Source organism: Pseudomonas sp. UTLPPB19802, assembly GCF_059730225.1.
The window spans coordinates 880,908-894,929 of record NZ_AP048545.1 but is presented as its reverse complement, the minus strand read 5'-3'; the positions used below and the strand labels follow the sequence as shown (position 1 = coordinate 894,929).

At 61.1% G+C, this 14,022-nt stretch carries 13 protein-coding genes; 8 read left to right on the top strand and 5 right to left on the bottom strand.

Features of this window, described 5'->3' with window-relative positions:
• The first annotated feature begins 20 nt into the window (after positions 1-20).
• Entirely contained in the window at positions 21-923 is a 903-nt protein-coding gene (locus tag AC6I6U_RS04000; protein WP_497880764.1) for a D-hexose-6-phosphate mutarotase, read from the top strand.
• 206 nt (positions 924-1,129) lie between these two features.
• On the opposite strand, the gene AC6I6U_RS03995 is transcribed toward AC6I6U_RS04000, so the two are convergent.
• The 5 genes from AC6I6U_RS03995 to AC6I6U_RS03975 form a co-directional block, all read right to left on the bottom strand.
• The gene (locus AC6I6U_RS03995) at positions 1,130-1,666 is read right to left on the bottom strand and encodes a DUF3299 domain-containing protein (protein ID WP_497880763.1); all 537 of its coding nucleotides are present in this window, start codon (positions 1,664-1,666) and stop codon (positions 1,130-1,132) included.
• Between the two features lie 82 nt (positions 1,667-1,748).
• Complete coding sequence (locus AC6I6U_RS03990; protein WP_497880762.1) at positions 1,749-1,994, bottom strand: GlsB/YeaQ/YmgE family stress response membrane protein; 246 nt, start codon at positions 1,992-1,994, stop codon at positions 1,749-1,751.
• 105 nt (positions 1,995-2,099) lie between these two features.
• On the bottom strand, positions 2,100-3,182 hold the full coding sequence (locus AC6I6U_RS03985; protein ID WP_497880761.1) for a 5-(carboxyamino)imidazole ribonucleotide synthase: 1,083 nt from the start codon (positions 3,180-3,182) through the stop codon (positions 2,100-2,102).
• A gap of 11 nt (positions 3,183-3,193) precedes the next feature.
• Positions 3,194-3,685, bottom strand: a complete 492-nt coding sequence (gene purE, locus AC6I6U_RS03980) for a 5-(carboxyamino)imidazole ribonucleotide mutase (protein WP_186683708.1) — start codon at positions 3,683-3,685, stop codon at positions 3,194-3,196.
• A gap of 394 nt (positions 3,686-4,079) precedes the next feature.
• Complete coding sequence (locus AC6I6U_RS03975) at positions 4,080-4,994, bottom strand: LysR substrate-binding domain-containing protein (protein ID WP_497880760.1); 915 nt, start codon at positions 4,992-4,994, stop codon at positions 4,080-4,082.
• Between the two features lie 180 nt (positions 4,995-5,174).
• On the opposite strand from AC6I6U_RS03975, the gene aspA reads away from it, so the two are divergent.
• From aspA to AC6I6U_RS03940, 7 genes are all read left to right on the top strand, one after another.
• Positions 5,175-6,599 carry an aspartate ammonia-lyase gene (aspA, locus tag AC6I6U_RS03970; protein WP_497880759.1) on the top strand — a complete coding sequence of 475 codons (1,425 nt, stop codon included), beginning with the start codon at positions 5,175-5,177 and terminating at the stop codon, positions 6,597-6,599.
• A gap of 431 nt (positions 6,600-7,030) precedes the next feature.
• Positions 7,031-8,464, top strand: coding sequence for an alanine/glycine:cation symporter family protein (locus AC6I6U_RS03965; protein WP_497880758.1), 1,434 nt, complete (start codon positions 7,031-7,033; stop codon positions 8,462-8,464).
• Positions 8,465-8,941: 477 nt separating this feature from the next.
• On the top strand, positions 8,942-9,394 hold the full coding sequence (locus AC6I6U_RS03960; protein ID WP_497880757.1) for an SgcJ/EcaC family oxidoreductase: 453 nt from the start codon (positions 8,942-8,944) through the stop codon (positions 9,392-9,394).
• A gap of 481 nt (positions 9,395-9,875) precedes the next feature.
• Positions 9,876-10,280, top strand: a complete 405-nt coding sequence (locus AC6I6U_RS03955) for a DUF6124 family protein (protein WP_497880756.1) — start codon at positions 9,876-9,878, stop codon at positions 10,278-10,280.
• A 348-nt stretch (positions 10,281-10,628) separates the two neighbouring features.
• Positions 10,629-11,621 carry an AraC family transcriptional regulator gene (locus AC6I6U_RS03950; protein ID WP_497880755.1) on the top strand — a complete coding sequence of 331 codons (993 nt, stop codon included), beginning with the start codon at positions 10,629-10,631 and terminating at the stop codon, positions 11,619-11,621.
• Positions 11,622-11,938: 317 nt separating this feature from the next.
• Positions 11,939-13,675: a pyocin-S2/colicin E7-DNase domain-containing protein gene (locus tag AC6I6U_RS03945; RefSeq protein WP_497880754.1), complete on the top strand. Its 1,737-nt coding sequence runs from the start codon at positions 11,939-11,941 to the stop codon at positions 13,673-13,675.
• A complete protein-coding gene (locus AC6I6U_RS03940; protein ID WP_497880753.1) occupies positions 13,675-13,926 on the top strand; it encodes a bacteriocin immunity protein in 252 nt (83 codons plus the stop codon). Before AC6I6U_RS03945 ends, AC6I6U_RS03940 begins: the two co-directional genes overlap by 1 nt.
• The last annotated feature ends 96 nt before the right edge of the window (positions 13,927-14,022 follow it).

Genomic DNA, 14,022 nt, shown 5'->3' with positions numbered 1-14,022 from the left:
TGTTGCCGAGCGAGAACACCATGAGCACGCCCCACGTTGAAACGGTCAAGCTGGATGAACTCAATTGCTGGCGAATCCGCCACGGCCAGGCCGAGTTGCTGGTCGCCCAGCAAGGTGCGCATATCCTCAGTTACCAGTTGGCTGGCGAACCGCCGGTCATCTGGCTCAACGACCAGGCCCAGTTCAAGCACGCCAAGAGCATCCGTGCCGGTGTGCCGGTGTGCTGGCCCTGGTTCGGCGTGTTCCAGCGCAACCCCGACAGCGTCCAGGCCATGCGCCAGGGCAGCGAGGCGCCGACGGCCCACGGTTTCGTCCGGACCATGGAGTGGAGCCTGCTGGGTATCCAGGCCGACGACGACGGCGTGCTGGCCGAGTTCGCCCTGCCACTGCCTGAAGACGGCCTGCCGGGCTGGCCGCACAAGGTCGGGCTGAAGCTGGCGGTGCACCTGGGCGAAAAACTGCACATCAGCCTCACCAGCGAGAACCTCGATGATCATCCGGTAACCCTGAGCCAGGCACTGCACACCTACTTCGCAGTCAGTGACGTGCGCAATGTGCATGTCGAAGGGGTCGATGGCCTGACCTACATCGATACCGCGCACGAGTGGAAACATGTCCAGCAGCAGGGTGAGCTGCGTTTCAGCGGCGAAACCGACCGCATCTACCTGGATACGCCGGCACGGCTGAGCATCGTCGACCCGACCTGGGAGCGGCGTATCGAGCTGACCGCCGAGAACTCGCGTTCGGCAGTGATCTGGAACCCGTGGATCGACCGCGCCAGCCAACTGGCCGACCTGGCCGACGATGGCTGGCAGAAGATGCTCTGCATCGAGACGGCGAACGTGATGGATGACGTGGTGACCCTGGCGCCAGGGGCCAGTCATGCGCTGGGCGTGACCATCGGCAGCCGCCGCCTGGCCTGAAGACACGGGCCTGCGGTGAGGCCCTGTGTGGCGAGCGGGCTTGCCCGCGCTGGGCCGCCAAGCGGCCCTGAAGCCTGCGAACTCAGCGTGTCAGGATAGTCCAGTCGGTGGATTTAGACGGCTTTGCTGTCAAGCGCGGCGCTGCGACGAGCCTGCTCGCCACCACAAGAGACGGGCAATCTCTTGAAAGGATGGACCCCACAACGCTACAGATCCGACTCTTTCACCACTCGCACTTTCGCCGCATCCAGCGCATACGCCGCATCGGCCAGGTCATTGTTGACCTTCTCGATCTTCAGGGTGCCCACCACCCACAGCGGCGTATAGATGTCGTCCAGCTTCAAGCCCTTGGGATAACGCACCAGCACCAGCTGGTTCGGCGGTGGCGGCGGCACGTGGATGCAGGCGCCCGGATAGGGAACCAGGAAGAACAGCGTGCTGCGCCCCTTCGCGTCGGTTTCCAGCGGCACCGGGTAACCGCCGATGCGGATGTCCTTGCCGTTCATGGCCGCGACGGTCTTGGTCGAATACATCACCGCCGGCAAGCCCTTGGCCTGCTTCAACCCGCCCTTGGCCGTGAAGGTGCCATTGGCTTCCGGGGAGTTGTGGGTGATTTCCGGCATTTGCTCGAGGGCTTTCTGGTCCGACTTGGGCATCAGCTCCAGCCAGTCGGTTTCCGGGAGCTCGGCCGCATGGGCCAGGCCGCTGCCCAGCAGAAGAAGTGTCAACAGGAGACGACGCATGAGGAACTCGGCAGGAGGGAATCTGGGCCGGCATTCTAGCCCCTCTGCGCGCGATGCGCAGAGGGGATTGCCCAGTTGTCGATCAGTTCTTCTTGATCAGGCCGTAAATCACCAACAGGACGATGGCACCGACCACCGCGCCAATGAAACCGGCACCCTGCCCGGCCTGGTAGATGCCCAGGGCCTGGCCCCCGTAGGTCGCGGCGACCGAGCCGCCGATACCCAGCAGGATGGTCATGATCCAACCCATGCTGTCATCGCCCGGCTTGAGAAAACGTGCCACGAGGCCAACGATCAAGCCGATGAAAATGGTTCCGATGATACCCATGACGTTTCCTCTGAATGGTTGCCCCCAACTGAAGCCTAGACAGGCCACAGCATCTTGCCATCAGAGGACGCCGGGAACCGATGGTTCCCGTTCGTCCGGATAACTTTATTCGGCGATCAGCGCCTCGACCCGCAGGATCTGCTGCTGCAGCGTCGCGCGATCGGCACAGCGCAGGTTGGCGTGACCGACCTTGCGCCCGGCCTTGAACGCCTTGCCGTAGTGGTGCAGATGGCAGTCGGCGATCGCCACCACGCGCTCCACCGGCGGTACGCTGCCGATGAAGTTGAGCATGGCGCTCTCGCCGATCTTGGCGGTCGAGCCCAGTGGCAGTCCGGCAACCGCCCGCAGGTGGTTCTCGAACTGGCTGCACTCGGCACCATCGGTGGTCCAGTGCCCGGAGTTGTGCACGCGCGGGGCGATTTCGTTGGCCTTCAGGCCACCGTCGACCTCGAAGAACTCGAACGCCATCACGCCGACGTAGTCCAGTTGCTTGAGCACCCGGCTGGAATAGTCTTCGGCCAGGGCTTGCAGCGGGTGGTCGGTACTCGCCACCGAGAGCTTGAGGATGCCGCTCTCGTGGGTGTTGTGCACCAGCGGGTAGAAACGGGTTTCGCCATCACGGGCACGTACGGCGATCAGCGAAACTTCGCCGGTGAACGGCACGAAGCCTTCCAGCAGGCACGGCACGCTGCCCAGTTCGGCGAAGGTGTCGACCACATCGGCGGCGGTGCGCAGGACTTTCTGGCCCTTGCCGTCGTAACCCAGGGTGCGGGTCTTGAGCACGGCCGGCAGGCCGATGCTGGCTACCGCGGCATCGAGGTCCGCCTGGGACTGGATGTCGGCGAAGGCCGGGGTCGGGATCCCCAGGTCCTTGAACATGCTTTTCTCGAACCAGCGGTCACGGGCGACGCGCAGGGCCTCGGCACTCGGGTAGACCGGGACGAACTGCGACAGGAAGGCCACGGTTTCCGCCGGCACGCTTTCGAATTCGAAGGTCACCAGGTCGACTTCGTCGGCCAACTGGCGCAGGTGATCCTGATCGCCGTAATCGGCTCGCAGATGTTCGCCCAGGGCGGCTGCGCAGGCATCCGGCGCCGGGTCGAGGAAAGCGAAGTTCATCCCCAGCGGAGTGCCCGCCAGCGCCAACATGCGGCCCAACTGGCCGCCACCGATTACACCGATCTTCATCGTCAAAAACCTCAGGCGACGCGTGGGTCTGGATTGTCCAGGACGCTGTCTGTCTGCTCAGTACGGAATTTTTTCAGCACGGCATGGAACTGCGGGTGCTTGGCGCCGAGGATGCTCGCCGACAGCAGCGCAGCGTTGATCGCACCCGCCTTGCCGATGGCCAGGGTGGCGACCGGGATGCCGGCCGGCATCTGCACGATCGACAGCAGCGAGTCCACGCCCGAGAGCATCGACGACTGGACCGGCACGCCGAGTACCGGCAGGTGGGTCTTGGCCGCGCACATGCCTGGCAAGTGGGCTGCGCCGCCAGCGCCGGCGATGATCACCTCGATACCGCGGCCTTCGGCCTCTTCGGCGTACTGGAACAGCAGGTCCGGGGTGCGGTGGGCCGATACCACTTTCACCTCGTAGGGAATACCGAGCTTCTCCAGCATATCGGCGGTGTGGCTAAGGGTGGACCAATCGGACTTGGAGCCCATGATCACGCCAACCAGTGCGCTCATCGTCGTGCCTCTTCTCTTGGGCGCCCGCAGGCGCGTCAAAAAACAACAAGCCACGCGGGGGGACCGGCGTGGCTTGTCATACGAATCATGGCCGGCTAAACCGACCGAAGGCCGCGCAGTATACCGAAAATTCCGCGTCATACGCACTTTCTGCAACCGCCTGTCGTTCAGGCTGCCAACGGCCCGAAGTGGCGGTTTTACTGACTTCCAGGTCAATTCAAGCCGACGCTTCCCTGTGGTGAGCGGGCTTGTCGGACCGCCGCATCGCCGCGCTGGGGCGCGAAGCGGCCCTGACGGTGTTGTCTACCCGATATACCCCGCCCTCTGGTTTTGGGACTGCTTTGCAGCCCCGCGCGGCGGTGCGGCGGTCCGACAAGCCCGCTCGCCACGCTGCTCAAACAGTGCCTTGAGCCCCCGTCCCACTCTCCAGCTTGCGCCACAGCAGCCGCACGTTGGCCTTGCGTACCAGCGCGCAGCGGTACAGGCGAATCTCCAGCGGCACGTGCCATTGCGGACCGCCGCACACCACCAGTTCACCACGGGCCAGCTCGGCGCGCACGCTCAGTTGCGGCACCCAGGCGATCCCCAGCCCTTCAAGCGCCATGCCCTTGAGACTGTCGGCCATGGCCGTCTCGTATACGGTGGTAAAGCGCAGGTTGCGCTGGCGCAGCAACAGGTTCACCGAACGCCCGAGAAAGGCCCCGGCACTGTAGGCCAGCAACGGCACGCTGCTCTCGCTTTCCAGGTCGAACAGCGGCGTGCCATCCGGCCCTGCCGCACACACCGGCAGCATCTCGGTGTGCCCCAGGTGCAGCGACGGGAAGATCTCCGCATCCATCTGCAACGCGGCGTCCGGGTCGTAGAAGGCCAGCATCAGGTCGCAGCCGCCTTCGCGCAGGGCGTGCACGGCGTCACCGACGTTGGTCGCCACCAGGCGCGTGGCGATGTTCAGGCCCTCGTTGCGCAACTGGGCGATCCAGCGCGGAAAGAACCCCAGCGCCAGGGAGTGCGCGGCGGCCACCTGCATCACCTCGCCCTGCCCGCTTTCCAGGTGATGCAGGTGCCGCACCACCTCGCCCAACTGCTCGACCACCGTGCGCGCGGTCACCAGGAACAGCTGCCCCGCCGCCGTCAGTTCGATCGGCGTGCGCGAGCGATTGACCAAGGTCAGCCCCAGTGCCGCCTCCAGGCTGCGGATGCGCCGGCTGAAGGCCGGCTGCGTGACGAAGCGGCGTTCGGCAGCCTGGGAAAAGCTGCGAGTGGCCGCCAGGGCACTGAAATCTTCCAACCATTTGCTTTCGAGATTCATCAACTTCTCCGTCACGCGCACCATTTTGGCGCGCACGTTCGCCACGCAAGCCACGTCACACCTGCATTATGCCGTTTATGCATGGGGCAGTGTGCAACAGCATTGGCCCAAAAAATCGCCCAGGCCTAGCATTGGCGACGTTCCGGCACCGACCGGGTTCATATCGAGATGATTTCTATCATGTCCTCCGCTGCATCCTTCCGCACAGAAAAAGACCTCCTTGGCGTACTTGAAGTACCCGGCGACGCGTACTACGGCATCCAGACCCTGCGAGCGGTGAACAACTTCCGCCTCTCCGGCGTCCCGATCTCGCACTACCCGAAATTCGTCGTGGCCCTGGCCATGGTCAAGCAGGCCGCCGCCGACGCCAACCGCGAGCTGGGCCACCTGAGCGAAGCCAAGCATGCAGCGATCAGCGAGGCCTGTGCCCGCCTGATCCGCGGCGACTTCCACGAGCAGTTCGTGGTGGACATGATTCAAGGCGGCGCTGGCACTTCGACCAACATGAATGCCAACGAAGTCATCGCCAACATCGCGCTGGAGGCCATGGGCCACAGCAAGGGCGAATACCAGTACCTGCACCCGAACAACGACGTGAACATGGCACAGTCGACCAACGACGCCTACCCGACGGCCATCCGCCTGGGTCTGCTGTTGGGCCACGACGCCCTGCTCGCCAGCCTCGACAGCCTCATCCAGGCTTTCGGCGCCAAGGGTGAAGAATTCAGCCACGTCCTGAAAATGGGTCGTACCCAGCTGCAGGACGCCGTACCGATGACCCTCGGCCAGGAGTTCCACGCTTTCGCCACCACCCTGAGCGAAGACCTGGCCCGCCTGAAGACCCTGGCACCGGAAGTACTCACCGAGGTCAACCTGGGCGGTACCGCCATCGGTACCGGTATCAACGCCGACCCACGCTACCAGAAGCTGGCGGTGGATCGCCTGGCAACCATCAGCGGCCAGCCGCTGGTACCGGCTGCCGACCTGATCGAAGCCACTTCCGACATGGGCGCCTTCGTACTGTTCTCCGGCATGCTCAAGCGTACCGCAGTCAAGCTGTCGAAAATCTGTAACGACCTGCGCCTGCTGTCCAGCGGTCCACGTACCGGCATCAACGAGATCAACCTGCCAGCGCGTCAGCCAGGCAGCTCGATCATGCCCGGCAAGGTCAACCCGGTTATCCCGGAAGCGGTCAACCAGGTGGCATTCCAGATCATCGGCAACGACCTGGCCCTGACCATCGCTGCCGAAGGCGGCCAACTGCAACTGAACGTGATGGAACCGCTGATCGCCTTCAAGATCTTTGACTCGATCCGCCTGCTGCAACGCGCCATGGACATGCTGCGCGAGCACTGCATCGTAGGCATCACCGCCAACGAAGCCCGCTGCCGCGAACTGGTGGAACACTCCATCGGCCTGGTCACCGCACTGAACCCGTACATCGGCTATGAAAACGCCACCCGTATCGCCCGTGTCGCCCTCGAAAGCGGCCGCGGCGTACTGGAACTGGTCCGCGAGGAAGGCCTGCTCGACGAAGCGATGCTCGCCGACATCCTGCGTCCGGAAAACATGATTGCTCCACGTCTGGTGCCCCTGAAGGCCTGATCTTCAGCACCTGACCGCAATACGCTCACCAGGTCGAGGGACTAGACACCTCTCACCTTTTGAGGGCTTGAAGGGCCACCCTTCAAGCCCTTTTTTTTGACTGGATTTTTCATAGTGAAAACGCCCTGTCATTCGTTTATCAGGCAGCGGTACTCGCCATCCGACTGGCGAGGTGTCTGGGACAACGGTTACAGGGACATTCATGAAAAATGACGGGCTGTGCAGACGCTGGCAGTCCTGATCGGTATAGTGCCGCCCCTCTTCGCGTAAGCGATCCGCGGCACAGCGGCACTGAAACACGCGAAACAACACTAAAAACAACCCGCGCAAGCTCGGGAGACCTGTCGCCAGCCCACACTGCCCGCAACACCGGGTGTCAACGCGACCGGCCTGATCGAGCCGCCTTTGCAAAAGAAAGCGAGGAACCATCCATGCTTGAAGTCATCAACGACTTCCTCTCGGGGAAATTGCTGATCGTGCTCATCGTCGGACTCGGCAGCTACTTCACGATCCGCTCGCGGTTCGTCCAGTTCCGCCATTTCGGCCACATGTTCGGGGTTTTCAAGGAATCCCTGCGCGGCCAGGCCGGCCAACTCAGCTCGTTCCAGGCCCTGATGCTCAGCCTCGCCGGCCGCGTCGGCGCCGGTAACATCGCCGGTGTCGGTATCGCCGTGACCCTCGGTGGTCCGGGCGCCGTGTTCTGGATGTGGGTCACCGCCCTGGTCGGCATGTCCAGCAGCTTCTTCGAATGTACCCTGGCCCAGGTCTACAAGCGCGCCGATGGCGATGGCCTGTACCGTGGTGGTCCGGCGTACTACATTCTGCACGGCCTCAAACTCAAGAGCATGGCCATCGTGTTCTCGGTCCTGCTGCTGGTCACCTACGGCTTCGCCTTCATCGGCCTGCAGTCGTACACCGTGACCCATTCGCTGCAGAACGCCTTCGCCTTCGATCCGAAGCACACCGGCATCGTCCTGGCCGTGCTGCTGGCCATCACCTTCATCGGTGGCATCAAGCGCATCGCCGCGGTGTCGGACCTGCTGGTACCGGTCAAGACCCTGGCCTACATCGGCGTGACCCTGTACGTGATCGGCACCCAGATCGAACACGTGCCGGCCATGCTGGAAACCATCTTCAAGAGCGCCTTCGGCCTCGACCCGGCGTTCGGCGGCCTGCTCGGCAGCGCCATCGTCATGGGCGTGAAGCGTGGCGTGTTCGCCAACGAAGCCGGCCTGGGCAGTGCACCCAACGTGGCCGCCGTAGCCGCCGTGAAACATCCGGGTGCCCAGGGCGTGGTCCAGGCGTTCAGCGTGTTCCTTGATACCTTCGTCATCTGCACCTGCACCGCGCTGCTGATCCTGCTGTCGGGCTTCTACACCCCGGGCTTCGAAGGTGACGGCATCGTCCTGACCCAGAACTCCCTGGCCGCGGTAGTCGGTGACTGGGGTCGGATCTTCGTCAGCGTCGCGCTGTCGCTGTTCGTCTTCACCTGCATCCTCTACAACTACTACCTGGGCGAGAACAGCCTGCAGTTCCTCAGCCGCAACCGTGCCGTGCTGATGGCCTTCCGCGGCCTGGTACTGGCTCTGGTGGTCTGGGGTTCGATGCAGGACCTGTCGACCGTGTTCGCCTTCGCCGACATCACCATGACCTGCCTGGCGTTCGTCAACCTGGTCGCCCTGGCCCTGCTGTTCAAGGTCGGCCTGCGCGTGATGCGCGACTACGACGAACAGCGCCGTGCCGGCGTCAAGCAGCCAGTGTTCGACTCCAGCAAGTTCAACGACCTGGACCTGGACCGTGCCGCCTGGCCAGCCAACCCTCAGGCTGAAGCCACCGCGCAAGACGTGCCGGCTACGCAACGCTGATTGCGGCCGTCGGGCGGCGCCCTGCCGCCCGATGCGGCCCCGGACCTTACTGGGGCCACAACTCCTTCCTACAAACTCCGCGCATATCCTCCCGATATATATGTAGGGTAATTCCTATAGGCCATCCAGCTACTACACCCCGCCACAACGCCTCGGTTAGGCTTGCTCCAAGTTGCCGTGGACAGACAGGAAAGTTCTTGCCGGTTGTTTGAATGCACTGTCTTCCAACAATAAGAAAGATGCCAGGCCAGTAGCACACAAGAGCAACTTGTTACGTTCCAGTAGCAACTTCGGGCCAGACGTCGACGCCTTGTCATGCCTGCAAACAGGTACCGACAGCCGTATGCGTCGCGTCTGCCCATTACCTCGAGAGCCAGTTGGGACGGGCAGCCTGCCCCGAACGGATTGAGTGTGCCGGTCACGGAAGTATTGGCTCTTTCTTATTTGAACAGCTGCCCAGGCAGCCATAGGAAAACCATGAAAAAGCAAATCGTACTGGCTGCAGTGTGCAGCCTTGTTTCCGTGCCGGCCTTTGCCGACAAACCGCAGATGTGTGTGCCTGTGAAACCTGCACAGATAGAAGCCCTGTTCGACGACTGGAACGCCGCGTTGCAGACCGGTGACGCGAAAAAGGTAGCGGACAAGTACCTGCAAGATGCCGTGCTGCTGCCCACCGTATCGAACAAACCGCGCCTGACCGATGCCGAGCGGATCGACTACTTCGAGCATTTCCTGGCCAACAAGCCGATGGGCAAGATCGACAGCCGCACCCTCCGCCTCGGCTGCAACGAAGCGATCGACACCGGCACCTACACCTTTGCCTTCAAGGACATGTCGAGCGTCTCCGCCCGCTACACCTTCACCTACGCCTGGAACGGCCAGGACTGGAAAATCTCGACGCACCACTCTTCGGCGATGCCAGAGAAGTAACCACCCGCAAACACACCACCTACCTGTAGGAGCCGGGCTTGCCCGCGAAGCTTTTAGCGGCCTTGAGGTCCCCTTCGCGGGCAAGCCCGGCTCCTACAGGTTGTGTGTTCAGCCTTGATGGCCCTGCCTCCCCCTGATCGCCAAAACCTGAATACTCAAGATCGAGACAAATCCCTTTTACTTGAAGGACATTTCCGAGAAAATCCCAACGTATTGCGCCTGTTCGGTCACGTGACTATCTTCGTTGCGTCACCGCCCTTTTGCGGTGATCGGGTTTAGCAGCCCACGCTCAATAGGCGCACAGCGCCCCCATGGCTCATGGCCGGCGTTTTTTCACGCCCCCGTTTCATGGCGGCTGTGCGTGGGGCACCTTCGGGTGCGCCGGTTTCCTATTGGCCGGTCTGCTAACCCGCGTACAGCTGCCACCCATTCGTTTAGCAGCGACAGGTGCCGGCTCCCATGCAGCAATAGGAGTTACACCATGAACAAGCCAGTCCCCGATCCACCCAGCCAAACCACCCGCCGCCGCATCACGGCGATCCTGCAACAAGCCAACGCCGACCTTTTGCAAGTGCTCAACAGCCAGCGCGACGAACCGTCGTTGCTCGAAACCCTGAAGGAAACCGCCGCCCGCCCCGGCAACCTGCGCGACGGCCGCCATCGCTCGCTGTTCGACGTCAAGGCCGGTATCAACGCTGAAACCACCCTCAACCATGTCTCGCTGCTGCTGCGATGCGCCGAAGAGGTCTCCGATGAAATCACCGAACAGGGCAGCGGCATCGAACGCGGGCTGATCTGGTCGATGGTGCATTCGGTGGAAATGGCCCGGGCCTTGGTGGACGCGCTGCTGGAGGGATCATCGCCACCGACGGAGCCCTGCTGCTGAAATACAACCTCTGTGGGAGCGATCATCACTCTTCGGCGATGCCGGAGAAATGATGGGTTCCGGGGCCGCAAGCTAAGCCAAGCCCCAGGAGCGACTCCATCTTGTGGCGAGCGGGCTTGCCCGCGCTGGGCTGCGAAGCGGCCCCCAAGCCTGCACACTCGGCGTACCAGACGGAACGGGGGTTCAGGTTTTGCGACTGCTTCGCAGCCGAGCGCGGCGGTGCGGCGTTCCGACAAGCCCGCTCGCCACATGGCCGCGTCCAAGACACAGCCCCCCCTATAAAACCTGTCACCGCGCAGCGGCACGCAACTTGCTCGATTCCATAATTTTCCAAGGCCGGAATCGAGCATGCTCCACTCCCACCTGACCACCCTCAACGCCGTCTCCCTGGTGCTCAACACCTTCCGCGAACAGGGCCTGCCCGACGACACGCTGCTGGCCGGCAGCGGCATCAGCGCCGCCGACCTGAGCCGCGCCGACACCCGCATCACCACCAACCAGGAGATGCAGGTCTGCGCCAACGCCGTGGCCCTGCGCCGGGAAATCGGCCTGGAACTGGGCCGGCGCATGCACGTGTCGTCCTACGGCATGCTCGGTTACGCCCTGCTCACCAGTGCCACCTTCGGTGACGCCTTGCGCCTGGCACTGCGTTATCCGGCGCTATTGGGAACACTTTTCGAACTGAGCCTGGAAGAAGACGGCGAACGCATCTGGTTCACCGCCGCCGACTACCGGGAGAATCCACAGCTGGCGACGTTCAACGTCGAGTTCTGCCTGGTCTCGCTGAAGGTCATCTGCGACGACCTGCTCGGCCGCCCCCTGCCGCTTTTGGCCGCGCGTTTCGAACACGACGCGCCGGACTATCAGGCCGACTACGCCGACAGCTTCGACTGCCCGCTGCAATTCTGCGCCACCCGCAACGCCTTCGCCTTCGACCGCGCCTGGCTGGACCAGCCGTTGCCGCTGGCCGACCCGATCACCCACCAGGCCATGGCCGAGCGCTGCCGCAAGCAGAACCTGGAGTTCACCGGCCGCCAGGCCTGGCTCGGGCGTATCCGCCAGTTGCTAGCCGCCCAGTTGCACACTGCCCCCGGCCTGGAGGGCCTGGCCGAACAGATGAACTGCTCGGCACGCACCCTGCGCCGACACCTCAAAGACCTAGGTTGCAGCTATCAGGACCTGCTGGACGAGCTGCGTTTCGAAAGGGCCAAACAGATGCTCTGCGAGGACCAGTTGCCGATCTACCAGATCGCCGAGACCCTGGGCTTCAGCGAGACTGCCAGCTTTCGCCATGCCTTCATCCGCTGGAGCGGCGTAGCACCGAGCCAGTTCCGCCCCTGACCCTACCGCCCACAGCCTTCTCGAAAGGCACCGTCAAAAAATGCATAAATGCATAAATATTGCTTGAATGCATTACTGTTTTTTTATACAGTTATCTCGTCGACAGGATCCAGCCGACTCGCAAAGCAAATAAACGACCCATCCGCGGGCCAGGAACAAGGCCGGGTGCCATTAAGGAAATAGCGCTTCTGGCTGCATGTTTCAATTTGAAAGAGTGCCATGGCCCACGGTTGTACGTTTTTTTGCATCGAGATGCATATAAGCCCAAGTGAGCTCAAACACTCTCTGACAGGGCTTTAAAATTACATGGAGTTTCAATGAGTAATCAGATAACCCTACCACCTATTGTGGTAACCCCCGATTTCCCCCTACCCAAACCACCTGTCCTCCCACCTACCCCCGTGGCAAAACCGCTGCCATGGAATGGACAGGTCGTTGCACTATCAAACCTTGATGGCTTTTTCAGCCAAAAAGGCATCAAATCCGACTACTACACATTCACCATCGTCGTCAGCATTGCTTCGGCACAACAAAGTGTCGAGCAATCATATCTTGCCTACTTGCCAAACTTGCGCTCTGACGTTGACGTTGAAATTGCAACGGCTATTGGCAGCAACAACCTTTCTCCTCTGGAGAAAGTCATGTTTGAGAAATCAGTCGTCGATAGCATGCTCAAGCAGAGCAATGCCGATCTTGTCAGCAGTCGTGCTACGGCCAATGCCTTTTTCGGCAGGGATCCGCTAGCCCGAGATATCAAGAATAGCGCCGTAGACTTTGTCAACATCCTGCAGAATCCACGCAACCCATCCTCTCCCGTGGAGACCTACAGAAAATGGTCTGCATCGATAACCGCAGTCTACAAGGCAAAGATTCTTGCAGAAAAAATCAAGATCCTGACTGAAAAATCCAATGCCTTGACTACCAGCATTGCCAATGCGCAGGCCGAAGCGATCAAGGCTGCAAACACTTTTCGCGCCCAAGGTTCCGTTGCAGCCACACGGCCACTGTTTGTAACGTCCACGGGAATCATCACCGTCATCGAAGCCGCCGCCATTACCCTGCAAGCGGCGATTCGCTCTGCCATCACCACCCTCACAGGCTTCGCTGCTGCCACTGCATCGGGGTTGCTGGTAGGCGTCACCGCTCTGGTGTACTCCCCCAAGCTGGCCAATGGCGAGCTACCCGAGCGCTACACCTTCAGCACGCCGCTGTCCGACCTGGCGCCTGACTTGAGCCGCGCCCTGCAGGCTTCGCCAGTCGCTGGCGAAGTCGACCTGCCTTTCCGCTTCAGCTCGAAAACGGCTGCAGATGGTCGATCCGAAGTATTCGTCGTTAAAACCGACGGTGTAACCGTGCCCTCCAAGGTACGCGTGGTCACAGCGACCTATGACGCCGCCCACAAGGTTTACACCGCAACGACTGCTGACGTTCCCTCCCGTACGCTGACCTGGACACCGCAGGTTTCTCCAGGCGACAGTTCAACCAGCCTGCCAGGAGAAACGCCGGAACCTGCCGTTTATGCCGGGGCCACGATCACGCCGGTAGAAGGACGAATCGACACCTTCCCAAGCGTAGCGGAAGCCGGCTTTAATGACTTCATCACGGTGTTTCCGGCAGACTCTGGCCTGCCTCCAATCTATGTGATGTTCCGGGATCGGAGGGAAGATCCAGGTATCGTTACAGGTACCGGGCAACCTGTTTCGGGGCTCTGGCTCGGAGCAGCCTCCCAAGGTGAAGGTGCACCGATTCCGACGCAGATCGCAGATCAGTTGAGAGAAAAAGAGTTCAAAAACTTCAAAACATTCCGAGAAAGTCTTTGGATAGCAATCGCAAATGACCCAACTCTCTCACAACAATTTGATCCAGGTAGCCTGGCCACAATGAAAAATGGTCGGGCACCTTATGCAAGAAGAAGCGAGCAGGTGGGTAGCCGAGTAAAAATCGAACTACACCATAAGAAATACATTTCTTTGGGCGGCGCTGTGTACGATATCGATAACATCAACGCCATGACCCCCAAGCGTCATTTGGAAACTCATCGGGAGAACAAATAATGGCAAAATCCGTAAGCGACATCACAGAATCCGAATTCCTTGAATTCGTGAAGAAAGTCTATAACGATGAATATCCAACAGAGGATGCTCACGTCCAGGCAGTTCTAGAGTTCGAAAGTATGTCCGAGCATCCTGCCGGGTCAGACCTCTTGTACTACCCGGAAAATGGAAAATCCGGACCGGAGGCAGTGGTCAAGGAAGTAAAAGAGTGGAGAGCAGCCAACGGAAAACCAGGTTTCAAAGCTGAGTAGCTTATAGTTTAACCTCTAACAGCCCTGCCATCAAAAAAATGATGGCAGCGGTAATTGTTAAATATATGATCTATCGTCTTAATGACAAGGAATGAG

Coding starts and splice junctions, on each gene's coding strand:
- aspA (WP_497880759.1), top strand. CDS start 5,175: ATGTCCTCCGCTGCATCCTTCCGCACAGAAAAAGACCTCCTTGGCGTA.
- AC6I6U_RS03975 (WP_497880760.1), bottom strand. CDS start 4,994: ATGAATCTCGAAAGCAAATGGTTGGAAGATTTCAGTGCCCTGGCGGCC.
- AC6I6U_RS03965 (WP_497880758.1), top strand. CDS start 7,031: ATGCTTGAAGTCATCAACGACTTCCTCTCGGGGAAATTGCTGATCGTG.
- AC6I6U_RS03995 (WP_497880763.1), bottom strand. CDS start 1,666: ATGCGTCGTCTCCTGTTGACACTTCTTCTGCTGGGCAGCGGCCTGGCC.
- AC6I6U_RS03985 (WP_497880761.1), bottom strand. CDS start 3,182: ATGAAGATCGGTGTAATCGGTGGCGGCCAGTTGGGCCGCATGTTGGCG.
- AC6I6U_RS03940 (WP_497880753.1), top strand. CDS start 13,675: ATGGCAAAATCCGTAAGCGACATCACAGAATCCGAATTCCTTGAATTC.
- AC6I6U_RS03960 (WP_497880757.1), top strand. CDS start 8,942: ATGAAAAAGCAAATCGTACTGGCTGCAGTGTGCAGCCTTGTTTCCGTG.
- AC6I6U_RS03950 (WP_497880755.1), top strand. CDS start 10,629: ATGCTCCACTCCCACCTGACCACCCTCAACGCCGTCTCCCTGGTGCTC.
- AC6I6U_RS03990 (WP_497880762.1), bottom strand. CDS start 1,994: ATGGGTATCATCGGAACCATTTTCATCGGCTTGATCGTTGGCCTCGTG.
- AC6I6U_RS03945 (WP_497880754.1), top strand. CDS start 11,939: ATGAGTAATCAGATAACCCTACCACCTATTGTGGTAACCCCCGATTTC.
- AC6I6U_RS03955 (WP_497880756.1), top strand. CDS start 9,876: ATGAACAAGCCAGTCCCCGATCCACCCAGCCAAACCACCCGCCGCCGC.
- purE (WP_186683708.1), bottom strand. CDS start 3,685: ATGAGCGCACTGGTTGGCGTGATCATGGGCTCCAAGTCCGATTGGTCC.
- AC6I6U_RS04000 (WP_497880764.1), top strand. CDS start 21: ATGAGCACGCCCCACGTTGAAACGGTCAAGCTGGATGAACTCAATTGC.